Source organism: Streptomyces sp. WMMB303 (assembly GCF_029351045.1).
GTDB lineage: Bacteria > Actinomycetota > Actinomycetes > Streptomycetales > Streptomycetaceae > Streptomyces.
Genome location: NZ_JARKIN010000001.1, coordinates 4,403,568 through 4,428,377, shown reverse-complemented (window position 1 = coordinate 4,428,377; position 24,810 = coordinate 4,403,568). Strand labels below are relative to the sequence as shown.

The 24,810-nt window shown below is 71.9% G+C and carries 27 protein-coding genes; 18 read left to right on the top strand and 9 right to left on the bottom strand.

Annotation, left to right across the window (positions count from 1 at the left end; all coding sequences use genetic code 11):
- The first annotated feature begins 105 nt into the window (after positions 1 to 105).
- Genes P2424_RS19690 through P2424_RS19655 form a run of 8 tightly spaced genes read left to right on the top strand, consistent with a single transcriptional unit; the run spans position 106 to position 8,376 of the window.
- A complete protein-coding gene (locus P2424_RS19690) occupies positions 106 to 456 on the top strand; it encodes an NADH-quinone oxidoreductase subunit A (RefSeq protein ID WP_276477070.1) in 351 nt (116 codons plus the stop codon).
- Positions 447 to 1,709, top strand: a complete 1,263-nt coding sequence (locus P2424_RS19685; protein ID WP_276477069.1) for a hypothetical protein — start codon at positions 447 to 449, stop codon at positions 1,707 to 1,709. The genes P2424_RS19690 and P2424_RS19685 overlap by 10 nt, the downstream gene beginning before the upstream one ends.
- Positions 1,702 to 2,631 carry a complex I subunit 1 family protein gene (locus tag P2424_RS19680; protein WP_276477068.1) on the top strand — a complete coding sequence of 310 codons (930 nt, stop codon included), beginning with the start codon at positions 1,702 to 1,704 and terminating at the stop codon, positions 2,629 to 2,631. Before P2424_RS19685 ends, P2424_RS19680 begins: the two co-directional genes overlap by 8 nt.
- A 56-nt stretch (positions 2,632 to 2,687) precedes the next feature.
- Positions 2,688 to 3,248 (top strand): NADH-quinone oxidoreductase subunit J, encoded by a 561-nt coding sequence (locus P2424_RS19675; RefSeq protein WP_276477067.1) that lies wholly within the window; start codon positions 2,688 to 2,690, stop codon positions 3,246 to 3,248.
- A complete protein-coding gene (locus P2424_RS19670) occupies positions 3,245 to 3,550 on the top strand; it encodes an NADH-quinone oxidoreductase subunit K (RefSeq protein WP_276477066.1) in 306 nt (101 codons plus the stop codon). The genes P2424_RS19675 and P2424_RS19670 overlap by 4 nt, the downstream gene beginning before the upstream one ends.
- Positions 3,547 to 5,448, top strand: coding sequence for a proton-conducting transporter membrane subunit (locus P2424_RS19665; RefSeq protein WP_276477065.1), 1,902 nt, complete (start codon positions 3,547 to 3,549; stop codon positions 5,446 to 5,448). Before P2424_RS19670 ends, P2424_RS19665 begins: the two co-directional genes overlap by 4 nt.
- Positions 5,449 to 5,455: 7 nt before the next feature.
- Entirely contained in the window at positions 5,456 to 6,967 is a 1,512-nt protein-coding gene (locus tag P2424_RS19660; RefSeq protein WP_276477064.1) for an NADH-quinone oxidoreductase subunit M, read from the top strand.
- Entirely contained in the window at positions 6,964 to 8,376 is a 1,413-nt protein-coding gene (locus tag P2424_RS19655; protein WP_276477063.1) for an NADH-quinone oxidoreductase subunit N, read from the top strand. Before P2424_RS19660 ends, P2424_RS19655 begins: the two co-directional genes overlap by 4 nt.
- Before the next feature lie 69 nt (positions 8,377 to 8,445).
- Here the strand turns inward: P2424_RS19655 and P2424_RS19650 are convergent, their stop codons facing one another.
- The gene (locus tag P2424_RS19650; protein ID WP_276477062.1) at positions 8,446 to 8,961 is read right to left on the bottom strand and encodes a YceI family protein; all 516 of its coding nucleotides are present in this window, start codon (positions 8,959 to 8,961) and stop codon (positions 8,446 to 8,448) included.
- Positions 8,962 to 9,121: 160 nt separating this feature from the next.
- On the opposite strand from P2424_RS19650, the gene P2424_RS19645 reads away from it, so the two are divergent.
- Positions 9,122 to 10,333, top strand: coding sequence for a histidine kinase (locus tag P2424_RS19645; protein WP_276477061.1), 1,212 nt, complete (start codon positions 9,122 to 9,124; stop codon positions 10,331 to 10,333).
- Positions 10,334 to 10,335: 2 nt separating this feature from the next.
- Positions 10,336 to 10,989 (top strand): response regulator transcription factor, encoded by a 654-nt coding sequence (locus P2424_RS19640; protein WP_346660129.1) that lies wholly within the window; start codon positions 10,336 to 10,338, stop codon positions 10,987 to 10,989.
- 49 nt (positions 10,990 to 11,038) lie between these two features.
- Here the strand turns inward: P2424_RS19640 and P2424_RS19635 are convergent, their stop codons facing one another.
- From P2424_RS19635 to P2424_RS19625, 3 genes are all read right to left on the bottom strand, one after another.
- A complete protein-coding gene (locus tag P2424_RS19635) occupies positions 11,039 to 11,578 on the bottom strand; it encodes a hypothetical protein (protein WP_276477059.1) in 540 nt (179 codons plus the stop codon).
- Between the two features lie 103 nt (positions 11,579 to 11,681).
- Positions 11,682 to 11,900 carry a DUF397 domain-containing protein gene (locus tag P2424_RS19630; RefSeq protein WP_276477058.1) on the bottom strand — a complete coding sequence of 73 codons (219 nt, stop codon included), beginning with the start codon at positions 11,898 to 11,900 and terminating at the stop codon, positions 11,682 to 11,684.
- Positions 11,897 to 12,736 carry a helix-turn-helix transcriptional regulator gene (locus P2424_RS19625; RefSeq protein ID WP_276477057.1) on the bottom strand — a complete coding sequence of 280 codons (840 nt, stop codon included), beginning with the start codon at positions 12,734 to 12,736 and terminating at the stop codon, positions 11,897 to 11,899. Before P2424_RS19625 ends, P2424_RS19630 begins: the two co-directional genes overlap by 4 nt.
- A 118-nt stretch (positions 12,737 to 12,854) precedes the next feature.
- Between P2424_RS19625 and P2424_RS19620 the strand changes: the two genes are divergently transcribed.
- The 4 genes from P2424_RS19620 (at position 12,855) to P2424_RS31025 (ending at position 14,376) form a co-directional block, all read left to right on the top strand.
- Positions 12,855 to 13,085: a hypothetical protein gene (locus P2424_RS19620; RefSeq protein WP_276477056.1), complete on the top strand. Its 231-nt coding sequence runs from the start codon at positions 12,855 to 12,857 to the stop codon at positions 13,083 to 13,085.
- Positions 13,082 to 13,297, top strand: coding sequence for a hypothetical protein (locus tag P2424_RS19615; protein ID WP_037785288.1), 216 nt, complete (start codon positions 13,082 to 13,084; stop codon positions 13,295 to 13,297). Before P2424_RS19620 ends, P2424_RS19615 begins: the two co-directional genes overlap by 4 nt.
- 335 nt (positions 13,298 to 13,632) lie before the next feature.
- Complete coding sequence (locus P2424_RS19610) at positions 13,633 to 14,007, top strand: hypothetical protein (protein WP_276477055.1); 375 nt, start codon at positions 13,633 to 13,635, stop codon at positions 14,005 to 14,007.
- 93 nt (positions 14,008 to 14,100) lie between these two features.
- Positions 14,101 to 14,376 (top strand): transposase, encoded by a 276-nt coding sequence (locus tag P2424_RS31025; RefSeq protein ID WP_346660103.1) that lies wholly within the window; start codon positions 14,101 to 14,103, stop codon positions 14,374 to 14,376.
- Here the strand turns inward: P2424_RS31025 and P2424_RS19605 are convergent.
- The 4 genes from P2424_RS19605 to efeO form a co-directional block, all read right to left on the bottom strand.
- Complete coding sequence (locus P2424_RS19605; protein WP_276477054.1) at positions 14,331 to 15,221, bottom strand: hypothetical protein; 891 nt, start codon at positions 15,219 to 15,221, stop codon at positions 14,331 to 14,333. The two genes, P2424_RS31025 and P2424_RS19605, sit on opposite strands and share 46 nt — an antisense overlap.
- Before the next feature lie 50 nt (positions 15,222 to 15,271).
- Entirely contained in the window at positions 15,272 to 16,108 is an 837-nt protein-coding gene (gene efeU / locus P2424_RS19600; RefSeq protein ID WP_276477053.1) for an iron uptake transporter permease EfeU, read from the bottom strand.
- Between the two features lie 64 nt (positions 16,109 to 16,172).
- A complete protein-coding gene (gene efeB, locus P2424_RS19595) occupies positions 16,173 to 17,534 on the bottom strand; it encodes an iron uptake transporter deferrochelatase/peroxidase subunit (protein ID WP_276477052.1) in 1,362 nt (453 codons plus the stop codon).
- A 64-nt stretch (positions 17,535 to 17,598) separates the two neighbouring features.
- Positions 17,599 to 18,762, bottom strand: coding sequence for an iron uptake system protein EfeO (gene efeO / locus P2424_RS19590; protein ID WP_276477051.1), 1,164 nt, complete (start codon positions 18,760 to 18,762; stop codon positions 17,599 to 17,601).
- 397 nt (positions 18,763 to 19,159) lie between these two features.
- Here efeO and P2424_RS19585 point away from each other — a divergent pair, with 397 nt between their 5' ends.
- A complete protein-coding gene (locus tag P2424_RS19585; protein ID WP_276477050.1) occupies positions 19,160 to 19,993 on the top strand; it encodes an SAM-dependent methyltransferase in 834 nt (277 codons plus the stop codon).
- Positions 19,994 to 20,074: 81 nt separating this feature from the next.
- Here P2424_RS19585 and P2424_RS19580 read toward each other — a convergent pair whose 3' ends face one another.
- Complete coding sequence (locus tag P2424_RS19580) at positions 20,075 to 20,431, bottom strand: hypothetical protein (protein ID WP_019353960.1); 357 nt, start codon at positions 20,429 to 20,431, stop codon at positions 20,075 to 20,077.
- A gap of 431 nt (positions 20,432 to 20,862) precedes the next feature.
- Between P2424_RS19580 and P2424_RS19575 the strand changes: the two genes are divergently transcribed.
- The 3 genes from P2424_RS19575 (at position 20,863) to P2424_RS19565 (ending at position 24,802) form a co-directional block, all read left to right on the top strand.
- The gene (locus tag P2424_RS19575; RefSeq protein ID WP_276477049.1) at positions 20,863 to 21,786 is read left to right on the top strand and encodes a Rieske (2Fe-2S) protein; all 924 of its coding nucleotides are present in this window, start codon (positions 20,863 to 20,865) and stop codon (positions 21,784 to 21,786) included.
- Positions 21,787 to 21,954: 168 nt separating this feature from the next.
- Positions 21,955 to 23,568: a hypothetical protein gene (locus tag P2424_RS19570; RefSeq protein ID WP_276477048.1), complete on the top strand. Its 1,614-nt coding sequence runs from the start codon at positions 21,955 to 21,957 to the stop codon at positions 23,566 to 23,568.
- 148 nt (positions 23,569 to 23,716) lie between these two features.
- Positions 23,717 to 24,802: a hydrogenase expression protein HypE gene (locus tag P2424_RS19565; RefSeq protein WP_276477047.1), complete on the top strand. Its 1,086-nt coding sequence runs from the start codon at positions 23,717 to 23,719 to the stop codon at positions 24,800 to 24,802.
- Positions 24,803 to 24,810: the final 8 nt, after the last annotated feature.

The following is a 24,810-nucleotide window of genomic DNA, read 5'->3' as shown; positions in this document are numbered from 1 at the left end:
CCCCCAGGGGTACACGGACCCGGCGACGCGGAACGGCGCGGCACGGAAGGGAGCGACAGCCATGGCAGTTCGGCAGGTACGGCGCACATCCGGGGCACGGGCCCGATGAGCGGTCTCACCGCCGCGGTGGCGCTGCTGGGGGTCGCCCTGCTGGGAGTCGGTGTCCTCTACGCGTCCGCCCGTGCGCTGCGCGGCCCCGCCGACCCGCTGCCCGCCGGGCCGTTCAACTCGGGCCTGGCACCGAGCGAGCACGCGGTCAGCCGCTTCCACGTCCGCTGGTACACGGTCACGATGCTCTTCCTCGCCTTCGACATGGAAATGGTGTTCATGTATCCGTGGACACGGGTCGTCTCCGCGGTGGGGGCGAGCGCGGTGACGGAGATGTTCGTCTTCCTCGCCGTGCTCGTCGCGGGTGTCGTGTACGCCTGGCGGGAAGGCGCGCTGCGATGGACCTGACGGCCCTTCCGCTGCGGGCCGCCGCCGCCCGGCCGCACGTCCTGCTGGTGTCGACGCCGGGCGGTACCGCGACCCGGCTGGCCGCCGAGCGCCAACTCCGGCTCCAGGACCTGCCGCGGGCCCGTACGCCCGCGGAGGCCGACATCCTGTTGGTCGCGGGCCCCGAGTGCCGCGGGTTGCGCCCGGCGATCGACCGGCTGTGGCAGAGCCTTCCCGCACCGCGTTCCCGGGCTTGCGCGGACACCCCCGGCGCCCTTCCCGAGGTGCTGGCCCGCTGCCGCGCCGAACTCGCCGCGTCGCCCGGACGACAGCACGCGGGCCACCGGCACGAGAACCCCGTGGGCGGCGGGCCCGACGCGGAATTCGGCGACGGGCGGGACGAGCATGACGGCGACGATGAGGACAGTGGCGGCGGCCACGGCGGGCATGGCGGGCACGGCGGCCACGGTGACTCCGAGTCGCCCTGGGGGCTGCCGATGGCCGGGCAGGGCGAGGACCGGGACGGGCTGCTGCTCGACCAACTGCATGTGCCGCTGGGCCCGTTCCTCGCCGACTGGCCGGACGCGCTGACGGCCCGCCTCACCCTGCAGGGCGATGTGGTGCAGCGTCTGGAGGTCGAGTGGCCGCCCGTAGGAGGCGGCGTCGGCCCGCCGTTCTGGGGAGAGCCCTGGGCCCGGGCCATTGCCGGGGAACGCGTCGACGCGGGCGAGGGGGCGCGGCGGCGGGCCGCCGCCCACGCGGACAGCCTCGGGCGGCTGCTGGCGGTCGCCGGATGGACGGGGGCGGCGACCACGGCCCGGCGGCTGCGGGACGACCTGCTCGACGGCGCGTCCAGCGCGGAGTTGCGGCCGGGCGTGCGGCGGTTCGCGCGCCGGGTCGGCCGCTCCCGGACGCTGCACTGGCTGACCCGCGGCGCGGGGGTGCTGACCGCTGGGGCGGCGCAGGACGCCGGGATGACCGGGCCCGCCGCGCGGGCCGACGGGGACGTCCCCGCCCGCTACCGGACCTGGCTGGCGGCCCTGGTGCGGGACGTGGACCGGCTGGCGGACCGAAGTCCGCTGGACCCGGCCGAGGAGGGCCCGCGGGGCGGCGGTGCGCCGGACGGTCCGTGGCCGTCGGCGGCGCTGGTGCGGGTGCTGCCGGGGCTGCTGGAGGGAGCCGAACTGGCGGCGGCACGCCTGGTCGTGGCCAGCCTGGACCCGGACCCGGACGAACTGGCCGCGGTTTCGGGGGAGGTGGGCGCGGGTGACTGAGACCGCAGCCTGGTGGTCCCTGCTGGCCGCGCCCGCGCTGCTGCTGGCCGGGGCGGTGCTGGCGGTCGCCGGGGACGCGCTGCTGGCCGCACGGGACGCGGGGCGCCCGACGACCGTCCGGACGGCGCTGCGTCCCCTGTTGGAGGTGCCCCGGCTGCTGGCCGCGCAGCCCCGGCGGCTGCCGGCCGCGGACCGGCTGCTGTGGCGGCTGGGAGTGGTGTCCGTACCCGTGGCGGCGGTGCTGTCCGCCCTGGTGATTCCGTTCGGCGGGACGGCGGTTGCCGATCTGTCCGTGGGAGTCGTGTGGTTCAACGCGATGGAGGTGGTCACCTGGGGCGGGCTGTGGCTGGCCGGTTGGGGTCCGAACGCGGCGTTCTCGTTGATCGGCGGCTACCGCTTCGTCGCCCAGGGGCTGGCCTACGAACTGCCGCTGATGTTCGCCCTCCTCTCCGCTGCGACGGCGGCCGAGTCGCTGCGGGTGGGCGACATCGCGCAGGCCCAGCACGGCCTGTGGTTCGCGGTGTGGATGCCGGTCGCGTTCGCCGTCTACCTGGCGGGCGTGCTGGCGTTCAGCTTTCTGGGGCCGTTCCGCCACCCGGCGGGCGAGGACATCGCCGCGGGTGTGCTGGGGGAGACCTCGGGAGTCGACCGGCTGCTGCTGGAGGCGGGCCGGTGGCTGTGGCTGACCTCCGGCGCGGCGATGGCCGTGCCGCTGTTCCTCGGTGGCGGGTCGGGGCCCGGACTGCCCGGCTGGGCCTGGTCGTCGCTCAAGACCCTCGCGGTGCTCGCCGTACTGGTGTGGGTGCTGCGCCGGATGCCGGTGGTGCGGGCCGACCGGTACGTGGAGTTCGCCTGGGTCGTTCTGGTCCCGCTGACCCTTGTGCAGGTCCTCGTGCCCGCGCTGCTGGTACTCGGACGCTGAACTGCCGCGAACCCGTCGGCAGCCCGCCGACGGCCGACCGAAGGAGGAGAGACGACGTGGAATCCGTACTGCCGGCGGTGCTGGGCGTGCTCGCCCTGGCCGGCGGTGTGCTGGTCTTCCGCTGCGACTCGATGGCGCGGGCCACCTTCGCGCTGCTGCTCTCGCTGTGCTGCGTGGGCGGCGAGGTGGCGCTGCTCGGACTGCCCTACCTCGGCGTGGTGACCGTACTGATGATGATCATGGAGATGGTGGTGATGGCCGTCTTCATGATCGCCTACATGATGAACCCGGCGGGCCTGATGCCGATGTCGATGCTGCACAACAAGCGCGGCTCGCTGGCCCTCAGCGCCGCGGTGTTCGCCGCGCTCGTCGCCGCCGTCTTCCTGGTGCCCTGGCCCGACCGGCGGGGCGGACCGCCGCCGGACACCACCGTGCAGGTCGGCAGGGCGCTGATGGGCGGACAGATGCTGACCATGATCGTGCTCGGTTTCGTGCTGCTGGCCACGATGGTCGGCGCCACCGTGCTGGCCACCCGGCGGGGCCGCTACGACCGCTTCGGCGACGCACTCGACCGGCGTACGCCCCGGGACCCGGTCGGGGGAGGAGTGGGACGGTGACCTTCGAACTCGTCTGCGTACTCGCGGCCGGCCTGTTCAGCGTCGGGCTGTTCGGGGCGCTGTCCCAGCAGTCCATCGTCATGATCATGATGGGGATCGAGCTGATGGTCGGCGGCATCATCGTCGCCGCCGCCGCGTTCTGGCACTTCCTCGCCCCCGCCGGTGCCGACGGGCAGGTCGTCATCGTCGCCGCGGTGGTCGCGATGGCGGTCGAGATGGCCATGGGCTTCGCCGTGACGACGGCGATCTACCGCGCCCGCCAGGTCGACATGACCGACATGGCGGGGGACCTGAAGGGATGAGCGCACTGCTGTGGGCGCTGCTCGCCCTCCCCCTCGGCGCCGGAACCCTGCTCTGTCTCGGCGGACGCCGCTGCAACGCCTGCGCCCCGGTGGCCGCACCGGCCGTGGGGGCCGCGACACTGGCGCTGGCCGTCGTCGCGGCGGTCGCCCGGCCCCAGGCGAGCGCCCCGCTGTTCGCCGGGATCCGGGCCGGACTGCGGGTGGACGGACTCTCGGCGGTCATGGTCGTCACCGTCGCCGCGGTCACCACCGCCGTGCTGGTCTTCTCCGTCCGGGAGGCGGGCCCGGACGAGAACCGGGGGCGCTACTTCGGACTGCTGCTGCTGTTCGCCGCCGCGATGCTCGTCACCGTCACCGCGACCACGCTGGCCCTGCTGTTGATGGCCTGGGAGGTGATGGGCGCCGCGAGTTGGGCCCTGATCGGCTACCGGTGGCGGCAGCCGGGCCGGGCGCGCGCCGCGGACACCGCGTTCCTGACCACCCGGGCAGCGGACCTGGGCCTGTATCTGGCCGCGGGTGCCGCCATGGCCGGCGGTGTCGGCTCCCTGCGGCTGGACGCGCTGCCGCAGGCCGACGGGGTCTGGCTGCACCTGACCGGTGCCGGTGTCGTCCTCGCGGCGCTGGGCAAGTCCGCGCAACTGCCCTTCTCCTTCTGGCTGTCGCGGGCGATGGAGGGCCCCAGTCCGGTCTCCGCGCTGCTGCACTCGGCCACCATGGTCGCCGCCGGCGCCTACCTGCTGCTGCGGCTGCCCCCGCTGCTGACCGCGACCCACTGGGCGGGACCACTGGTCGCCTGGAGCGGTGCGCTCACCGCACTCCTGCTGGGCGCGGTCGCCGTCGCCCAGCGTGACGTCAAACAACTGCTGGCCGCCTCCACGTCGGCGCAGGTGGGCTTCATGGTGCTCGCGGCGGGCAGCGGGGGAGTGGCCGCGGGCACCGTGCAACTGGTCGCACACGCCGCCGTGAAGTCCGGACTGTTCCTGGCCGCCGGAATCTGGCTGACCGCGCTCCGCACCCGGCAGCTGACCGCGCTCCGGGGCGCCGCCCGCCGGTGGCCGTCGGTGGGTGCCGCCTTCGCGGCGGGCGCGCTGGCGCTGGCCGGGCTGCCGCCGCTGTCCCTGTGGGCGGCCAAGGACCAGGTGCTCGGCGCCGCCCGCGCCGACGACCCCGCTCTCTATGCGATCGCCCTGGCCGCGAGCGCCCTCGCGGCGGTCTACAGCGTCAAGGCGCTCTGGTACGTCACCCGCCCGCTGCCCCGCGAACCGAACGCGAGCGACGCCGGGTACGCCGTCGAACGGCCCGGCCACCGGCAACGTCCCGCCCGCTCCGCGCTGCTGCCGCTGTGGGCGCTCGCCTGCGCCGGTGCCGTCCTGGGGGTGTTGGTACTGCCCGGTCCCGCCGACTGGCTCAGCGCCCTGCTCGGCACCGGGGACCGGCCCCCGCTCCACCCCTGGGAAGCCGTCGTCTCCGCAGCGGTCGCCCTCGGCGCCGCGGGCGCCGCCTGGACATGGCTGCCGCATGTCGCCCGCTCCGGGCGTGCGGCCTCCCGCCCGCCCCCCGGCGTGCGCTGGGCCGAGCGCTGGCTGGGACTGGACCGCGCCGCACATGTACTCCTCGTACGGCCCGTCATGGCACTGGCCCGGTCGCTGGCCACCTTCGACGACCGGGTGGTGGACGGCGCCGTACGGCAACTCGGGCGCGGCGGCCTGGCCCTCGCGCGGCTGGCCCGCCGGACCGACGACGGCGGACTGGACGCCGCCGTGAGCGCGGTCGCCGCCGGGGCCCGCCGGCTCGGCTCCTGGGCCCGGCGCCCGCAGACCGGGCTGCTGCACCAGTACTACGCCCAAGCCGTCGTCGGCTTCGCGGCGCTGACCCTGCTCGTGCTGTTGGTGAGGTAATCCACTCGTGCTGACCGTCGTCACCTTCCTCCCCTTGCTGGCCTGCGCGGTACTGGCCCTGCTGCCGCGCGCCGTCCGGGTGCCGGACCGGGTCTGCTCCTGGGTGTGGATCGCCACCGCCGCCGCGGACCTGGCCCTGGTCGTCGCCGTCTGGGTCCGGTTCGACCCGCACGGCGGACTGCAGTACGAGCAGCGGGCGCGCTGGATGCCCGGCGCCGGGGTGAGCTACCACGTCGGCGTGGACGGGCTGTCCCTGCCGCTGATCGCGATGGTCTGCGTCCTCTTCCTGGCCGCCGCCGTCCACATGCTGCGCGAGACCCGCAGGGTGCGGGCGCTGGCCTGCCTGTTCCTGTTCCTGCAGACGGTCAGCGTCGGCCTGTTCGTGGCGCTCGACCTGATCCTGTTCTTCGTCTTCTTCGACCTGTCCATCGTCGGCATGTACTTCGTCATCGCGGGCTGGGGCCACGGCGAGCGCGCCCGCGCGGCGGCGCTGAAGTTCTTCCTCTACACCTTCGTCGGCTCGCTCGCCCTGCTGCTCGGCTTCATCGGCCTGTACCTGGCCGCCGACCCGCACACCTTCGACCTCGTGGAACTGACCCGCAGCAACCCGCTGGCGGGCCAGGGCCTGTACGCGGGCCTGGTACTGCTGGCCGTCGGTGCCGGGCTCGCCGTCAAGACGCCCACCGTGCCGCTGCACACCTGGCTGCCGCCCGCCCACACCGAAGCGCCCGCCGCGGGCTCCGCGATCCTCGCCGGAGTCCTGCTGAAGATGGGCACCTACGGGTTCGTGCGCATCGCCATGCCGCTGCTGCCCGGCAGTTGGCGGCAGTACGCGCCGGTGTTCGTCGTCGTCGGCGTGGTCTCCGTCGTCTACGGCGCACTGGTGGCCCTGGCCCAGACCGACCTCAAACGCATGATCGCCTACACCTCCGTCAACCACATGGGCTACGTCGTGCTGGCGATCGGCGCCGCCGGATCACTCGCCGGAAGCGACGCCCAGGCCCGCTCCCTGGCCGTCACCGGAGCCGTCGTCCAGATGGTCAGCCACGGCCTGCTGACCGGCGCCCTGTTCCTGCTCACCGGAGTGCTGTACGACCGGGGCGGCACCTACGCGCTCGACGCCTACTCGGGGCTGGCCGCGCACACCCCCCGCTTCGCCGCCGCCACCGGGATCGCCGCGTTCGCCAGCCTCGGCATCCCCGGCTTCTCCGGATTCATCGCCGAGTTCCAGATCTTCACCGGCAGCCTGGCCTCCCAGGCTGCCGCGACCGGCGTCGCGCTGCTGGGCATCCTGCTGAGCGCGGCGCTGTTCCTGCGCGCCCTGCGCTCCCTCTTCCTCGGCCCACCCCGGCTGCCCGCCGGAATCCCCCTGTCCGGCCTCGCCGACCTCCGCACCCGGGAGGCCGCCGCAACCTATCCGCTGCTGGCCCTCGCGCTGGTCATCGGCGTGCTTCCGCGGTTCCTGCTGGACGTGGTCGAACCGGCCGGACGCTCCGTGACGGAACTGGTGGCACGGTGAACGAGAACGTCGCCGCACTCCTCCCCGAAACGTTCCTCGCCGCGGCAGCCGTCTGCGGCCTGCTCGCCGGCAGCTGGCTGCCCCGCAACCGGCAGTGGGCCGTGGCGGCACTGGCCGCCACCGCGTGCCTGGCCGGCATCGTCGCCACCGGCCACACCATGGCCACCGGCCGGGAACAGACCGTCTTCGACACCACCTTCGCCGTCGACGCGCCGACGAACGCCGGACGGCTGACCGTCCTGATGGCGCTGCTGCTCGTCGTCGCGATGTCCGCGGAGTCGCTGCGCGGCCACAAGCGGGAGAGCGAGTACTACGTCCTGCTGCTGCTCACCGGCACCGGCACCCTCGTCCTGATCGGCGCCGACGACCTGCTGACACTGTTCGCCGGCTATCTGCTCGCCAGTGTCCCCGCCTACGCGCTCGCCGCGTTCGCCAAGGACGCCCCCGGCACCGAAGCCGCCCTGAAGTACTACCTGCTCGGAGCGCTGCTGGGCACCGTCATGCTCGCCGGAGTCACGCTGCTGTACGCCGCCGCCGGCGCCACCGGCTACCGCACCCTGCGCGATGGGCTCCCCGGCGCCGACCCCGCGCTGGTCGCCGCCGGCCTGGTCGCCGTACTGGCCGGGCTGCTGTTCAAGGCCGGTGCGGTACCCGCCCACTTCTGGGTACCCGACGTCACCGAGGGAGCCGCCCCACCGGTCGCCGCCTACGTCACCACCCTGCCCAAGATCGGTGCGCTGATCGCCGGATACCGCCTGCTACACCAGGCCCTGCCCGGCACCGGAATCGACTGGCCGCTGCTGCTCGCCGTCCTCGCCGCCGCCTCCATGACCTGGGGCAACCTCGCCGCGTTCTTCCAGACCGACACCAAGCGGCTGCTCGCCTACTCCACCATCAGCCAGATCGGCTACCTGCTGATGGCCCTCTCCGTCGCCACCCGCACCGACCTCGCACAACGCGCCCTGCTGCTCTACCTGGCCGCCTACGCGCTCACCAATCTCGGCGCGTTCGCCGTCGTCACCGCTCTCCCGCAGGCACGCTCCCTGGACGACTACCGCGGGCTGGCCGGACAGCGGCCAGGACTCGCCGCCGTCCTGCTCGTCTGCCTGCTGGGCCTGGTGGGCACCCCGCCGACCGGCGTCTTCCTCGGCAAACTGGAGATCTTCACCGCGGCCGTGGACGGCGGCCGGCCCTGGCTCGCGGCGCTCGCCGTCGCCAACACCGTCGCCTCGCTCTTCTACTACCTGCGCTGGCTCGCCCCGGTGTTCCGGTCGGGTTCTGCCCAACAGCACGCGGTCACCGGCCGGGTGACAGTCGGCACCGCCTACGTGGCGGGCACCGGCTCACTGCTCCTCGGGTTGGCCGGCGGCGCGGTCCTGCCGCTCACCACGGGGCCGCTGCTGGGCTGAGCCGGGTGCGCCGGTGACCGCGCCCCGGCGCGTGTGTGTCCTGCGGCGGACCTGACAGGCGGCGACCCCTCAGACGTGCACGCACTTGATCTTCAAAGTGAGGTCGAGGTGGCGCCCGGCCATCCCGCGGGCCCGCGTCACACCGAACTCGGTCCGGTCGATCCGAGTCGTGGCCCGGACGGTGAAAGAGTCCGGGGCCACCTCGGAGTCCTGGATCGAGAGGGCCACGGGCCGGGTGATCCCGCACACGGTGAGCACGCCGGTGACACCCGTCGCGTCCGCACTCGCGGAGACGAACGCCATGACGGGATACCTGGCGGTGTCGAGGAAGTGCGCCGAGCGGACGTCCTTGTCCCGCCGCGCGTCGCCCGTGTGGAAGCTCGCCGCGTCGATGTCCACCTGGATCGTGGACTCGGTGAGCGGTTCCGCGATCTCCACCGTCCCGGACCGGACCCGGAAGGTTCCGTGCACCGGCATCAGCCCGAACAGGTGCCTGCTGCTGAATGCGAGGGCCGAGGCGTCGGTGTCGATCCGGTAGCGGCCCAGCCTCGGCGTGGCTGCTGCGTCGTTCTGTTTCGCCTGCATGCCTCGATTCCACGGCAACCCGGAGGCGGCACGGCAGACCAGGGCGTCGGTTCCGGGACCGACGAACGGATGCCCGCGCCGACGACCCGTGCGACTTTCGTAGGCTGTCGGTGTTCGTCGCACACCGAACCGGCGGAGCGTGAGTGGAATGTCGCACTGCGTGCGCACTGATGACGAGCCGAGGCGAAGACGCCATTGGCTCGCGGCCGATGCGGCCCTGGCGGCCTTCTTCGTGCTGCTCGACACGTCGGTGACACTGGCGGGCGCCTCCTGGTGGCCGGCCCGTCCGGACACACTCGCCTGGGTGCTGCTCGGTGTGCAGGCGACGGCCTGCGCTTCGCTGGCGGCCCGTCGGCTGGCTCCCTTCACCATCGTCGCCGTCCTGGGTGGATTCACGCTCCTGGTGACCTTGCTGATCTCGCCGGTCGGGGTGCTGACCCCCGAGCCCGGCGCCAAGCTGTGGGCGCCCTTCGCGACGGTGGTCGCCGCGTTCGGGCCGCTGTTCTACCGGCAGGGCCGCAGCAGCCGCCGGAGCGCCTATGTCGCGCTCGCCCTGCTGGCTGCCGTCGTCGCGCGGCCCTGGGAACCGTCCTTCACGGTCATCATGATCGGGGTTCTGCGCACCACCGTCGGACCGCTGCTGGGCCTGTACTTCGACGCCCGCCGTCGACTGGTGACGGCCCTGACCGAGCGTGCCGAGCGGGCCGAGCGGGAGCGGCACCTGCTGGCCGAGCAGGCACGGACCGAGGAGCGCGCCCGGCTGGCGGGGGAGATGCACGACGTGGTCACCCACCGGGTGAGTCTGATGGCTCTCCAAGCGGGTGCGCTGCGGATGACGGCGCGGGACGAGGCGACTGCGAAGGCGGCCGAGGACCTGCGTGCGGGCAGCTGTCAGGCGCTGGAGGAGCTCCGGGATCTGGTGGGCATCCTGCGCAGCGCTCCGGAAGGCGACCGGACACCGTCGGTGGAGGGCCTCCGGATGCTCGCCCAGGAGTCCGACGCGGTGGGGGTACCGACGGAGTTCACGGAGGTGGGAGACCCGGAACTGGTCTCTCCGGTGGTCGGGCGCACCTGCTACCGGATCGTTCGGGAGGCGCTGACCAACGTGTGCAAGCACGCGCCCGGCGCGCGGGTGGCGGTACGGATCGAGTACGGCCGGTCCCGGGTCCGGCTCACGATCCGCAACGGTCCGCCGGCCGGCCGTCCGAGCAGCATGCTGGCCGGCACCGGCTCGGGCCTGGGCATCGCTCATCTGCGGCAGCGCATAGAGCTGGTGGACGGCACCCTGCGTGCCGGACGCTCGGAGGACGGCGGATTCGGCGTCGAGGCTGTACTCCCCGCATACGTACCGACTGCGGAACCGGCGGTGTGATGGTGATCAGAGCAGTGGTCGTGGACGACGAACCGATGGTGTGCAGCTTTCTGCGCACGATCCTCGGCTCGTCCGGCGACATCGAGGTGGCCGAGGAGGCCCACGACGGAGCGGCCGGAGTCGAGGCAGTCGTCCGGGCACGGCCGGACATCGTCCTCATGGACCTGCGCATGCCCGGAATGGGTGGCCTGGCGGCGATCGAGCGGATCATGCGCCTGCCCGAGCCGCCCCCCGTGGTGGTGCTGACGACTTTCGACGCGGATCAGTACGTGCTGCGGTCTCTGCGGGCGGGCGCGTCCGGATTCCTGATCAAGTCCACGCCACCGGAGGAACTGGTGGGACTGGTGCGCGTGGCGGCCGAGGGACACACGGTGCTCTCGGCCGCCGCCGCCCGCCGCCTCGTCGCCGCCTCCACCGACCGGGACGCGGTCGGCGACCGTGCGCGGGAGCTGGTCGGTTCACTGACCGAACGGGAGACGGAGGTGCTCTCCGGCCTCGGCGAGGGGTTGTCCAACGCGCGGATCGGGGCCCGTCTCCACCTGTCCGAGGCCACCATCAAGGGCTATGTCTCCCGGACGCTGGACAAGCTGGGATGCGTCAACCGCACCCAGGCGGGCCTGATCGCCCACGACGCGGGCCTCGTCGAAACGGAATAGTGCGTGAAGGAGGGGCGGACCCGCTGTCGAGCCGGAGTCACACGGGCTCTCAGCGGGCCCGGCCTCCGGCGCGGCGGCGCAGGCCCTCGGTGTCCGGCCGACCGATATGCCCTGGTGGCCGCTCCGACTCGCCGGACCAGAGCCGAGGAGCGAACCGGCGGACCGCGGCCACCACCTCATGGTGGGTGCCGAACGTGAGCGGAACGCGGTATCGCAGCCGGGGCAGCCCGGGGCGCAGCGGCTCCTCGTCACGGATCAGCCGCCGCAGAACGGGATCGTCGCGGTCGATGGCGCCCTCCGGACACAGTTCCAACGAGTGGATCATCCCACCGCGTCCCATCGGGCTCGACCACAGGCTGACCCCGGCGAGAGCCTGCCAGGGGATCACGTTCTGCCCGTTCGCGTCGGAGAGCCACACCCCTGCCGCGTCCACGCTGACCACGGTGTGGCGGCCCTTCCACACGCTGCGGAAGGTCAGGGCACCGAAGCTTCCGAAGAGCAGCAGCACGACGATTCCCGCCCCGTACGCGTTCACCGGATTCGCATCGCGCGTGACGACGAGAAGCATGCCGCCGATCCCGATCGCCATGAGCGCGGCCGAGGCGGCGCCGCCCTTGCGAAGGTTGCGGCGGCCGGTACGTATGACGACCGCGTCTGCGGCGGGTGACGTCTTCGGTTCGATGATCTGCGCCTCAGACCCGGCCGAACCCGCCTGCCCGCACCTGGCTGACGAACGCCTGCCAGGCGGGGGTGGGGATGAGGAGTGCGGGGCCGGCGGGGTTCTTGGAGTCCCGGACGGGGAGGGCAGGGCCGGGGTGGTCGACGGCGACTTCGAGGCAGTTGCCGCCGTTGTTACCGCTGTAGCTGCTTGTGCGCCATGCCGTGCAGGGGAGGCTACTCGCGCTTGTCATTGGGTAAGTTCCTTTGCCGTTGCCGCCATCAGATCGACGGAAGCTCTTGGGGACAGGGCGTCGGCCATCAGGAGATCATAGGCTCGCCGGGCGGCCCCGACCTCCACCTGACGGGCATATACCTGGCCGCGCACGATGCCGTCCATGTACACCACGTCGGGTCCGACTTCCTTCTTCATCGTCAGCCCTGCGAAAGCCCCGTTGAGCCCGGCGTGAGCGCCTGCGGTGAACGGCAGCACCTGGAGTACGACGCGGGGATCGGCCGCGCATGCGAGGAGGTGCTCCAGTTGGCGCCGCATGACCTCGGCTCCGCCGATCGGCCGCCGCAGGATGCTCTCATCGAGTACCGCCCAGATCTCCGGCGGTGACTCCTCTTCCAAGATGTGCTGGCGGGTGAGGCGAGCAGCGATCAGCTCCCGTGCGTGAGGGAGCCTTCCGCCGTCGAACACCGCGCGGACGTATTCCTCGGTCTGCAACAGCCCCGGAACCACCTGGTTCTCGAAGTTCCAGATGCTGACGGCTTCCTTCTCCAGGTCCACGAACGGGCGGAACCAGTCCGGGTAGGCGTGCTCGATGACCACGGGCCACAGCCGGGCGAACAATCCACTCGTGCACAGGACCTCGTCACAGCGCTGGGCGAACTCCTCGCTCGGGACGCGGCTGGCGGACTCGATCCGGGAGACGTACGAGTGGGTGCAGAAGGTGCGGCGGCCCAGTTCGGCCTGGCTCAGTTCGGCCTCTTCTCTCCTGATCCGCAACTCGGTGCCGAAGTAGGCGAGGGTCGACACCTTCGGGTCGGCTTTGGGGTCCGTGTCGTTCCGGCGCTCTGCCGTCATTCCGTTCTCCGCCTCTTGACAAGCACAGGTGCACAGCGATCGCTCTCCACAAGGCTATGTCCGGAGCGTCACGGTAGGGGCACGGAAAGTGAAAGTCCCCTGAGAAAGGCGCAGTTCCATGGCAGATCGCCGACGTACCCCGACGCTGATCAAGCTCCGCGAGGCGGAGGGCACCCACGAGCGGCTGCGGGCCGCGCTCGCGGAGGCGGGCATCATGCTGCCGTCCCTTCGCGTGGATCTGGCTTCCTGCGCGGACAGGTCGCTGCGCGGCCCGCTGCTCGAACTGGGCGGCTGCAACCTGGCGACGGCCGAGAAGCTGGCCGCGGCGCTGGGCGGAAAGCCGCGTTGAGCCGAGGCGAGTGGCGGCCGGGCGAGGTCGTCAGCGACCTGGCCCGGCGCACGGCGGGCATCGTCCACTCGGTCGGCGAGGACGGCTCGGTGCGTCTCGTGCGGCCCGGCGGTCCCGCGTGGCACGCCGATCCCGACGACCTGCGGTCGGCGAGCCGCGCCGAGGTGATGTCGGTGAAACTGGCGACGGCCAACCACCGCTGGGGGCTGTAGCGCCGCAGCTGTGGGGATGGCCTTGCACTGCGCCCCTGGAGGGGGAATTCTGACTCCTTCCGGGGCGCCGCGCCGAGGGCTCGGCGGAGGGCGGACCGGCCTACAGGAACGGGGAGTTGACGTGTTGGGGATGCGGACGCCCGCTGGAAACGGCATTACTGGGCTGCACGGTCGCGCTGCTGCTGTCGGCCGTGCTCGTGGGCTGCGGGGACGGCGAGTCAGGCAATTCGACGGGCTTGACCCCCGGCGACGCGACCGCGAGTTCGGCAGGCGGCCACGAGGGGTCGGAGTCCCCGAGCGCCGCACCTGAGTCCCGGACCCGCAAGTATGTCGCCATGACCGCGGAGGGCGAACTGCACGCCATGCTGGCGTTCAAGGTCTACCCGGCGGGGGGCCAGGTGGTCGGGAAGTACACGCTGATCCACTTCGACGGCTCGGGCCGTGAGGTCCGGACGAAGACCGACTTCAACGGCCTCGGCACCGCCACCATGTTCGAGTTCGACGGTCTGACCGACTATGGGTCCGTCAAGGGAACTCTCTCCCAGGACCGAACCGGGCTGAAGCTCGACCGTACCTTCGGCGTGCAGAAGCAGCAGTGGACGATCGTCTCCTCCGGGGACGTGTTCGAGTCGGCCGTCAAGAAGTACGCCAAGCGGTACGAGTCCTGTTCCAAGAAGAAGGACTACAACCCTTGTGAGGACGTGACCTGATCCGCCGGGGACGCCCTGTCTCATGCGTCTGGTGTCCTGACTCTGAAACTCCCTCCCGCGCACCGCGATCCCGATGGTGCGCGGGCGGACACGGTGTACGCCTCCCGCACGAACCGTGCCTACCTACGCCGCGGGGGTTTCCGCTGCACCACTCCTGACCAGGCCGACCAGGCACGGAACCGCCAGAAACGAGGCTCCCACGGGGGCCGGCCGCTGAAGTTCGACAGGGCCGACCACCGAAAGCGTCACGCCGCCGAGTGCGGCGTCAACCGTCTCAAGCGTCACCGTGCGGTGGCCACGAGATACGACAAGCTCGACATCCGCTACGAAGCGGCCGTGCTGGTCGCAGCCATCAGCGAGTGGCTGTGAGCAGCATTTTCGAAGATGCGTCTGACGAACACCACCGTGCAGGAAGTCGGCCCGTCCGGCTTCCCTCTCCCCATCCTCGCCCGAAAAATCCGATGACCGCATCGTGCGCTTCGACCTACAATCAGGCCATCATGAAGCGCCGTGTTGAGTTCACCGAACGAGCGGCCAGGCTCCGCGACTACCTCCCGCCCGGTGATCGCCGCACGCTGAAATACCTCGTCGATCGGGTCACCGATGACCCATACGGCCCCTCCACCCACCTCGCCTTCACGAACGACGACCTCACGCGCTCCAGCTGGCTGGATGGAGCCATGGTCCACTTCATCGTGACCACGCGTGTCATCTACGTCGTGGAAACCGACATCTATGATGCCGCCCGAGGCTTCAACGCCATCTGAACGACTGGTCCGACCGGGTCCGCCATGGAACATCACCGCATGACCTTGAGCCTCTTCTTCCGTGGGCACGCCCCGCGCCAGGTGCTCCAGCCGCCACAGGCAGTGGTTCAGCGTTTTGGACGCGGTGTTCGTGTCGGCATCGCCCAGCGATTCGCCGGTCTCTCCCAGCGCCGAACTGCGGGCTTCAGCCGCGCTGAGCTCGTCGAGCACCTCGGCGGTGAGCTCCAGCGGTGCGGGGCCGGTCACCAGTCCTCGGCCCGCAGCGATGCTCTGACAGCGGCCCGCAAGCTCTTCGACCACGTGGAGGTACGCGCCGTAGGCGTCCAGGCGCCGCTCATCCCAGCGCACGGACTGCTCACGCCGCCAACGCGCCCGGTCGTTCAAACTGGTCACCAGGAAGGACCCGACAGCGTCCAGTGCAACACCCACCCGGACTCGCGGCGTCACCCGGCCTCCCCTGCCTGAACCACCGGACAGGTTTGGCATCCGCGGACATGCTAGGCGGCCGTCGGCGACGGCTTCCGCGCGGAAGCGTCGCGCCGCGGGGCGAGGAAGAACGTCATCGTCACGCCCAGGTACAGCAGCCAGACGACCAGCTGGAGGACGGTGGGGTCGGGCTGGAAGTTGAAGACGCCCTTCAGGAGCGTGCCGTACCAGCTGTCCGGCGGGACGGCGGAGCTGATGTCGAACGCCTTGGTGCTCAGGCCGCCGAGGAAGCGGGCCTCCTGGAGGTCGTGGACGCCGTAGGCCAGTACCCCGGCGGCGACGACGACCAGCATGGCGCCGGTCCAGGTGAAGAAGCGGGCGAGGTTGATCCGCAGGGCGCCGCGGTAGAAGAGCCAGCCGAGGACGACGGCGGTGGCGAGACCGAGCAGGACGCCGGCCAGGGGCGTCGCGCTGCCCTCGCCGCTGGCCCGGACCGAGGCCCAGACGAACAGGGCCGTCTCCAGCCCCTCGCGGCCCACCGCCAGCAGCGCGGTGGCCACCAGTGCCCCGGTGCCCATCTGGAGGGCGGCATCCAGCTTGCCGTGCAGCTCGCTCTTCAGGTGCCGGGCGGTGCGGCGCATCCAGAAGACCATCCAGGTGACCAGCCCGACGGCCAGGATGGACAGCGAGCCGCCGAGGGCTTCCTGGGCCTCGAACGTCAGCTCCTGGGAGCCGAACTCCAGAGCGGCGCCGAAGCCGAGAGAAATCGCGCAGGCCGCGGCGATACCCAGCCAGACCGGCCGCAGCGCGTCCCGCCGCCCGGTCTTGACCAGGTAGGCCACGAGGATGCAGACGACCAGGCTGGCCTCCAGACCCTCGCGCAGGCCGATCAGATAGTTACCGAGCATGCCGGACCTTCCTCCACCTTCGCTGACACCGCCGTCGGCCGGATCGCCTGCTCATGAGAACAACTCACGAGAACAGCTCGCGTCCCCACCAGTCGTCCTTGTCGCGAACGCCCGGCGGGACGGCGAAGACCGCCGAGCCGACGTGCTGGATGTACTCGTTGAGCGCGTCGTGCCGCGCCAGGCTGCGCTGGATCGGGATGAAGCCGCGGCGCACGTCCCGCTGGTAGGCCAGGAAGAACAGCCCCGCGTCCAGCCGCCCGAGCCCGTCCGTGCCGTCGGTGAAGGAGTAGCCGCGGCGCAGGATGCGGGCCCCGTTGTGCGCGTCGGGGTGCGCGAGGCGGACGTGCGAGGTGGGCAGCATCGCTTTGAGGAACGGCTCGTCGTGCTCCTTGGCCTTGCCGACGGGCGCGCCCTCGCGCTTGTCCCGGCCGAAGATGTCCTCCTGCTCCTTGAGCGAGGTGCGGTCCCAGGTCTCGATGTGCATCCGGATCCGCCGGGCCACCAGGTAGGAGCCGTCGGCCAGCCACGCCGGGCCGTCCTTCTCCGCCACCCACACGTGCTCGTCCAGCGCTTTCTTGTCGCTGCCCGAGACGTTCCGGGTGCCGTCCTTGAAGCCGAACATGTTGCGCGGGGTCTGCGCGTCCGGCGTGGTGGAGGAGGTCTTGCCGAACCCGAGCTGCGACCAGCGGATGGCGGCCTTGCCGAAGGCGATGCGGGCCAGGTTGCGGATCGCGTGCACCGCCACCTGCGGGTCGTCCGCACAGGCCTGGACGCACAGGTCGCCGCCGCTGCGCGCTTTCTCCAGCTTGTCGCCGGGGAAGGCGGGCAGCTCGACGAGCGCCTCGGGGCGCTGTTCCGCCAGCCCGAACCGGTCCTTGTCGAAGAGGGAGGGGCCGAAGCCGACGGTCAGGGTCAGCCGGGAGGGCTTGAGTCCAGCCGCCTCGCCCGTGTCGTCCGGCGGCGACTCGGGGACCGGGCCGAACGCGCCGTCGCCGACCGCGTGGCCCGCCGTCATCCGGGCGGCTGCCGTGGTCCAGTCCTTGAGGAGCTGGATCAGCTCCTCCCGGTCCTCGGTCGTCACGTCGAAGGCGGCGAAGTGCAGCCGGTCCGGCACGGCAGTGGAGATCCCGGCCTGGTGGGTGCCGTGGAAGGGCACCGCCTGTCCGGCGGAGGCGGAAGCGGCGTCCGCCTCGTCGTTGTGCAGCGCGGTGGCCGTTCCGCCGGCCGCCACGGCGCCCAGGGCCAGCCCGGCGCCGCCCCAGCCGAGCAGCGCGCGCCGCCCGACGGAGGACCGGGCGCCGCCGGTCTCGGCACGCGTGTCCTGGGGGCGCGCCTCCGGGCCCGGCTCGACGGCCGCCGCCTGGTCGGCTCGGCGGCCCGGAACGGGGGTCCGCCCGGTGCCGGTGCTGTCTTCCTCCGCTGTCACGGTCGCGCTCCTCGTGCTTCCACCGTCCGGTTGCCTCGGCGGGCCGGTGGCCGATTGCTCGTGATCACTTGACGACGGCCGCGGCCAGCTTCGAGAGCGGCTCCGCCAGCGCGTTCACGCCGTCCGAGAGCTTCTTGCGCTCGTCCTTGCCGACCTTGTCGTAGGAGGTGAACGCGTACTCGTCCGGGTCCTCGCCGTCGTCCTGGCGGTACTTGTCCAGCAGCTCGTCGATGGCGGCGAACTGTGTGTCGAGCTCCTTGACCAGGGCGGCGTCGTTCTTCTTCGCGACCGGCTTGAGCAGCTCGTAGGACTTGTGGGCGCCCTCCACGTTGGCCTTGAAGTCGACCAGGTCGGTGTGGCTGTAGCGCTCCTCCTCACCGGTGACCTTGCCGGTGGCGACCTCGTCGAGGAGCTCCTTGGCGCCGTTGGCCATGGAGGTGGGGGTGATCTCCGCCTTGCCGACCTTCTTCTGCCAGGTGGTGAGGTCCTTGATCAGCTGGTCGGCCAGCTTCTTGTCGGTCGCGGTGATCTTCTCGTTCTTCCACAGCGACTTCTCCAGGCGGTGCCAGCCCGTCCAGTCCTTCTCCGGGTCCTGCCCGTCCTCCAGGCCGTCCTCGCGCAGGTCGACCTTCGGGTCGATGGTGCCGAAGGACTCCGCGACCGGCTCGGTGCGCTCCCAGCCGATGCGGGAGGGCGCGTAGAGCTTCTTCGCCTTCTCCAGGTCACCGGCCTTGACGGCTTCCGCGAACTTCTCGGCCTTGGGCAGGGTCAGCTCCGCCTGCTCCAGCACGTAGTCCCGGTAGGCGGAGACGGCCGCGTCGAGCTTCGGGTCGCGCTTGGCGGGCTTGCCGCCGCCGGTCGCCTCGACCTTCTGCCGGATACCGTCGCCCTTCATGCCGGGCTTGCACGCGATCTCGTAGTCGCCCGCCTTGATCTCGGCGGTGACCTTGGCCTTCGTGCCCGCGCCGATGTTCTCCCGCTCGGTGACGATCCGGCCGTCCGGGTACAGCACGTAGACCTCGGTGACCTTGGAGCCCTTGTTCTCCACCGCGAGCTGGACATGACCGGCGGGGAAGGTCTTGCGGGACACCTCACAGGAGTCGTCGGTGGCGGTCACCTCGATGGCACCCTCGCCACCGGCGTCCGCCTTCTCGGCGCACCCGCTGACGGCGGCGACGGATATCGCGGCCAGGGCGGCACTGACGGCACAGAGGCGGACGGGGCGCATACGGACTCCAGCTGGGGACGAGTGGTGCGAGCGGCGCCTCCTAGGTGAGGCGGGCCTAACTTAGCCGGACCTTACCCCGGGGTCCAGCGAGCGAAGCCTCCGGTGACCGGGTTCACTGTCCGGGCTGCGCACCTGCCCTCCCGGCTGCCCTCCCCGTCCCGGGGGCGGTCTGACCGGGGTCGGTGGCCGCCAGGCGGTGGTCGGTCCGGGGGCGGCGCGCTGGGCGGTCCGGGTCCGGCGTGGGCGGTCGGACGGCCTTCGGCGGTCCTCCGTGATCACCTCGTCATAGAGGCTCTCTGGATTTCAAACCCCTTCTGTACGACAGTAGTTGTCCGATCGAGCCGCACGTCAGCAGGCCGATGTCCGCCATCACACCCCTGTCCTGGAGCCGCCGCGCATGAGCCACCAGATGCCCGAGACGACCGGAGCCAAGGCCCACTCGGCCCGGATGTACGACTATTTCCTCGGAGGCAAGACCAATTACGGTCCGGACCGGGAGGCCGCGGCGCAGTCGGTGGCCGCGTTCCCGAACGCTCTGACGGCGGCGCGCGAGAACCGCGAGTTCATGCACCGTGCCGTCCGCTACCTGGCGCGTGAACAGGGCATCCGGCAGTTCCTGGACATCGGCACCGGCATCCCCAGCGCCCCCAACCTGCACCAGGTCGCGCAGCAGGAAGCCCCGGGATGCCGCGTCGTCTACGCCGACAACGACCCCATCGTCCTCACCTACGCCCGTGCCCTGATGAACGGCACGTCCGAGGGCGCCACGGACTACATCGAAGCCGACGCGCGTGATCCCAAGCGCATCCTCGACCACGCGAACGCCACGCTGGACTTCGACCAGCCGGTCGCCCTCTCGCTCGTCGCGCTGCTGCACTTCATCGCCGACGAGGACGACCCGCAGGGGATCGTCCGCACTCTCGTGGACCGGCTCGCTCCCGGCAGTGCCCTGATCCTCTCGCACGGCACCGACGAACTCGACATCAGCCTCCGCAAGGTGTTGGAGATCTACCGGGCGCAAGGCATCACCCTGCGGTTCCGCGACAGGGAAGAGGTACGCGAGTTCTTCACCGCGAATGACTTCCCGCTCGTCGAGCCGGGCATCGTCGCCACCTGCGACTGGCACCCGGAACTGGTCGACAGGTTGGACGGCATCCGCCGTCCGGTGGGGTCGATCAGCCCCGAGGAGGTCGGCTGCTGGGCAGGGGTGGGGCTCAAGCCGACGGAGTAGGAGCGGTGCCGCGAGGGCGTGGCCCGGTGACGCCGCCGGAGCCGTGCCGGTCCGGGAGGCGATCGACTCCCGGACCGGGCCTCACAGCAGGTCGACGACGCTCGGCGGCGCGAACAGATGGCGGGCGCGGTGCTCCAGCACGAAGCGGTGGGGCAGATGGACCATCTCCGGAGAGGTGCACTTGGCGCACTCCGGGTACGAGGCGGGGATGTCGTCCGTGTGCTCGGTCGCCAGGTGCTCCGCAAGACGGATCTGGCTGGTGAGGACGGTGTCGAACGGGTCGCAGTCGAAGGTCGGCCCGTACTCCTCGCGTGCTGCGTTGGTCACGTCGAGGGCGTGCTTCATCGCCTTGTACAGCTCGGTGCACTTCTCGCACCCCCACATCCACACGGGAGGGAGCGGCCAGGCATCAGCGGGGTCGGCGTCCCTGTGGTCCATGCCGTTCACAGTAGCGAGGGGGGATGGAGCCGTCAGCGAGACGGCCGAATTGGTTCGCGGGGCTTCCGGGTGCGACGGGAACCTGGCGGTACGCCAGTGGCCGCCGGAGTGAACCTGTCCGTCTCGCACGCCAGTTGAGCCGCCCTGGGAAGCCCGTGCGGGCTGCGGCCGGACGGCTCCTGCCGGAGGGCGTGGTGGCCGCCACCGGGCGCCGGGCCGCGGGAATGCTGCGGGGTTCGGGATCGCGAATGCCCGCATCCGCGACCGCCCGTCCGTGGCGCCCGAACCTGCGACGGTCGACCGTCATCCGGCCGCCGGCCACCGGTGGGCGGCGGCCGGACGGTGCCGGACCGGCGGCCGACCGGGTGGTGCGCGGCGCTGACCGTTTGTCCACCGGTGCGGGTGGCAACCGGAGCGTTATGTCGTCCGACGTGTTCAGCAAGGGAATCCGACAGCGCCCCCGCCTGCTCCGCGCGGTCGAGAACGGCTCGGGGCGGTTGCCTCTCGCTGCGCCGCTCGACGCGCTGGGCAGGCTCCGCGCCCTCGATCCGGCGGTCGGCGCGCTCCGAGCGGCCGTCCGGAAGATGCCACTGAGCGGTCGGGCGCGGGACGTGCTGCACGGCCGATGGCTGGGGCATCCGCTGCATCCGGCGCTGGTGCAGCTGCCGATGGGTGCGTGGATGTCGGCCGGGCTGCTGGATCTGCTGCCCGGCACCCGTCGTGCCGCCCGGGTGCTGGTGGGTGTCGGGGTGCTCACCGCGCTCCCGGCGGCGGCCACGGGCACCACCGACTGGTCCCGGTTGCACCAGCCGCAGCTTCGCACCGGCCTGGTGCACGGGCTGGCCACCAGCGCGGCCCTGGGCCTGTACACGGCCTCGCTCGTGGCGCGGCTGCGCGGCCGGGAGTGCAGGGGGCGGCTGCTGGGCTTCGGCGGGCTGACCGCTGCCGGTACCGGCGCCATGATCGGTGGGCACCTGGCCTACCGGCAGGCGGCGGGAGCCAACAAGGCCGAACCGGTGCCCTACCTGGTGGGGCCGGGCTGGCACCGGGTGGGGAAGGTGGACGCCTTCCCCGTCGGACAGTCGGCGAGTGCCTCGCTGGGCGAGGTCGAGCTGCTGGTGCACCGCGAGCACTCCGGGGCGGTGCGGGTACTGGCGAACCGGTGCAGCCACGAGTCCGGACCGCTGTCGGAGGGGACGGTGGCCGACGGGTGCGTGACCTGCCCGTGGCACGGCAGTACCTTCCGGCTCTCCGACGGCTGGAACGTCGGCGGCCCGGCCACCGCGCCCCAGCCCGGTTTCGAGACGCGCGTGGGGGACGACGGGGTGCTGGAAGTCCGCCTCCGGCAGTCGTGACTCCGCCCTGCCCTGCCTCGTGAGGCCCACCCCCGGGCGGGTGACGCGGCGGAGGGTGTGGCCCCGCCCTCTCCGTGCCTCCGCGGCGGTACCTCGGTGGCCATCCGGGTGTCTCCCGCGCCACACCGGGAGCAGCAAAATGCGCCGAAAAGAATAAATGGTGCAAATATGGACGTCGGTGTGAAGGGCGCCGCGGGCGCCGGTGGACCGGGAGGCGCGAGGGTGGACGATCCGGCGCAGACGACGTGCGGTGCTCCTGCGTCGTCCGCAGACGCTGACACGGCCGCGGACGCCGGCACGGGCTGCGGCAGAGGCCCGGGCGACGGATCCCGTGACGGCTTCGCGCAGGTACGCGCCGTCGCGGACGCCATCTGCTACGAGGGATACCTGCTCTATCCGTACCGCCGCAGCTCCCCGAAGAACCGGGTGCGCTGGCAGTTCGGCGTCCTGGCCCCGCGTGCCTGGGCCGAGGTGCACGGCAGCGGGCAGCCCGGCGTCTCCGGAGCCGCCGAGTCCTGGTACCAGCAGACGCACTGCCTCTGCGACGCGGCGCCCGACGCGGTCCTCCGCGTCCGGGTGCGCTATCTCCAGGCCCAGTACAAGAGCGTGCAACGGCGCACCGGCCCGGACGGCGCCTGGGAGCCGGTCGAAGCCCTGGACGTGGACGGCGAGTTGCACCTCTCCTTCGAGGAGGCGGTACCGCGCGAGGCCGACATCGAAGTGCCCGTCGCCGCCCTGCTGGCCGGTCAGCGCTCCTACCCGGTCGGCGCCCCCGGTGGCACGGACACGGCCCCGCTCGCCACCCGCAGCGGTCCGGCCGCCCGCACCGAACGCCGCCGCCTTCCGGTGCGGGCCCGCACCACCCTGCGGGCCGAACGGCCCGGCGGCCCGGCCGGGCCGCTGCGGCTGACCGTCCGCACCGAGAACACCGACGGCACCGTCCCCGCCTCGGCGCCGCGCGAGGCGGCGCTGCGCAGCGCGCTGCTCGCCACCCACACGCTGCTCGGCGGCGACGGCCTGGAGTTCCACTCCCTGATCGACCCGCCCGCCCGGGCCCGGCCCTACGCCGCCGACTGCCGGAACGAGTTCACTTTCCCGGTGCTCGCCGGGGACGAGCACGTGCGGTCGATGATGTTCTCCTCACCGATCCTGCTCGACGACCATCCCCGGATCGCCCCGGAGAGCCCCGGCGACCTGCACGACGCGTCGGAGATCGACGAGATCCTCTCGCTGCGCACCTTCCTGCTCACCGACGAGGAGAAGCGGGAGGCGCGGGCCACCGACCCGCGCGCCGCCGCCATCCTCGACCAGGTCGAGAACATGCCCGAAGAGGTCCTCGCAGGGCTGCACGGCGCCATCCGCTCCCTGGAGCCCGCCGCCGTGCCGGAGTCCGCCGCCGAGCCCGCGACGGCGCCTCCCGGGCCGGTGCCCTGGTGGCAGGAGAGCGGGGACGAGGGTGTGTCGCCGACCACGGACAGCGTGCTGGTCGACGGTGTGCCGGTGCGAAGCGGTCACCGGGTCCGGCTGCGCCCGCGCCGCCGGGGCGCCGACGCACACGACATGTTCCTGGCGGATCGCACCGCACACGTCGCGGGCGTCTTCCACGACGTGGACGGCAGCGTGCACCTCGCCGTCACGCTGGACGACGATCCGGCCGCGGAACTGCACGACTGGTACGGCCGCTACCACTACTTCCGTCCGGACGAGGTGCGGCCGCTGAGCGAGGGCCACCGGGAGGCGCGGCCGCGGGCCGGGTCGCCGCCGGGGGGAGAGGCCGGATGAACCCCGTCCACGTGCCCGAGCACGACCACGCGGGCGCTGACCGGCGTTCCGGCGGCCACCGCGCCGCCGGGCCCGCACGTCCCGGGCCGCCGCCGGCGGCCACCGTCCACGACCGCATGCGGGACCGGTTGCAAGGGAGGCCGAGGAGATGACCACAGCGAGCGGCACCAGGCACACGAGCGAGCACCCCGCCGACGGGCGCGGCGGCATCGGCGAGATCGACATCCTGTGGATCTCGGAGGGCATGAGCTGCGACGGCGACACGGTGTCGATGACGGCGGCCGACCAGCCCGCCATCGAGGACGTCGTCCAGGGCCTCATCCCCGGGCTCCCCAAGATCAACCTCTACAACAAGGTGCTCTCGCCCACCCTCGGCGGCGAGGAGTTCCTCGCCCCTTTCCGGGCCGCGGCGCGCGGCGCGTCGCAGAACCCGTTCATCCTCGTCATCGAGGGGTCGATCCCCAACCAGAACATCATCGAGGGTGACGGCTACTGGACCTCGTTCGGCAACGACGAGGACACCGGCGAACCGCTCACCCTCAACTGGTGGCTCGACCACCTCACCCCGCACGCCTGGGCCGTGATGGCGGTCGGCACCTGCGCCACCTACGGCGGCATCCACGCGATGGCGGGCAACCCCACCGGCTCCATGGGACTGGCCGACTACCTCGGCTGGGACTACACCTCGCAGGCCGGGCTGCCGATCGTGAACCTGCCGGGCTGCCCCATCCAGCCGGAGAACTTCATGGAGACCCTGACCTGGGTGCTCTACCACGCGGCCGGCGCCGCACCGCCGCCCCCGCTGGACGACAAGCTGCGGCCCCAGTGGCTGTTCGGCAAGACCGTGCACGAGGGCTGCGACCGGGCCGCGTACTACGAGCAGGGCGACTTCGCCAAGGACTACAACTCGCCCAAGTGCCAGGTCAAGGTGGGCTGCTGGGGCCCCGTGGTGAACTGCAACGTGCCCAAGCGCGGCTGGATGGCGGGGATCGGCGGCTGCCCGAACGTGGGCGGCATCTGCATCGGCTGCACCATGCCGGGCTTCCCCGACGCCTTCATGCCGTTCATGGACGAGCCCACCGGCGGGAGCCTCTCCGCGACCCTGATCCGGCCCTACGGCGCGTTCATCCGGCGGATGCGCGGCATCACCAACTTCGCCGTGAACCAGGAGCCCAAGTGGCGCCACAACGAACCGGCGCTGACCAGCGGGTACGACCCGCACTGGCGCTCCTGACCCCCTGC

Bases quoted from the DNA above. Each gene is read 5' to 3' on its own strand.
- P2424_RS19690 (WP_276477070.1), top strand. From the start codon at position 106: ATGAGCGGTCTCACCGCCGCGGTGGCGCTGCTGGGGGTCGCCCTGCTG.
- P2424_RS19685 (WP_276477069.1), top strand. From the start codon at position 447: ATGGACCTGACGGCCCTTCCGCTGCGGGCCGCCGCCGCCCGGCCGCAC.
- P2424_RS19665 (WP_276477065.1), top strand. From the start codon at position 3,547: ATGAGCGCACTGCTGTGGGCGCTGCTCGCCCTCCCCCTCGGCGCCGGA.
- P2424_RS19650 (WP_276477062.1), bottom strand. From the start codon at position 8,961: ATGCAGGCGAAACAGAACGACGCAGCAGCCACGCCGAGGCTGGGCCGC.
- P2424_RS19635 (WP_276477059.1), bottom strand. From the start codon at position 11,578: ATGGCGATCGGGATCGGCGGCATGCTTCTCGTCGTCACGCGCGATGCG.
- P2424_RS19630 (WP_276477058.1), bottom strand. From the start codon at position 11,900: ATGACAAGCGCGAGTAGCCTCCCCTGCACGGCATGGCGCACAAGCAGC.
- P2424_RS19625 (WP_276477057.1), bottom strand. From the start codon at position 12,736: ATGACGGCAGAGCGCCGGAACGACACGGACCCCAAAGCCGACCCGAAG.
- P2424_RS19620 (WP_276477056.1), top strand. From the start codon at position 12,855: ATGGCAGATCGCCGACGTACCCCGACGCTGATCAAGCTCCGCGAGGCG.
- P2424_RS19610 (WP_276477055.1), top strand. From the start codon at position 13,633: ATGACCGCGGAGGGCGAACTGCACGCCATGCTGGCGTTCAAGGTCTAC.
- efeU (WP_276477053.1), bottom strand. From the start codon at position 16,108: ATGCTCGGTAACTATCTGATCGGCCTGCGCGAGGGTCTGGAGGCCAGC.
- efeO (WP_276477051.1), bottom strand. From the start codon at position 18,762: ATGCGCCCCGTCCGCCTCTGTGCCGTCAGTGCCGCCCTGGCCGCGATA.
- P2424_RS19585 (WP_276477050.1), top strand. From the start codon at position 19,160: ATGAGCCACCAGATGCCCGAGACGACCGGAGCCAAGGCCCACTCGGCC.
- P2424_RS19580 (WP_019353960.1), bottom strand. From the start codon at position 20,431: ATGGACCACAGGGACGCCGACCCCGCTGATGCCTGGCCGCTCCCTCCC.
- P2424_RS19570 (WP_276477048.1), top strand. From the start codon at position 21,955: ATGGACGTCGGTGTGAAGGGCGCCGCGGGCGCCGGTGGACCGGGAGGC.
- P2424_RS19565 (WP_276477047.1), top strand. From the start codon at position 23,717: ATGACCACAGCGAGCGGCACCAGGCACACGAGCGAGCACCCCGCCGAC.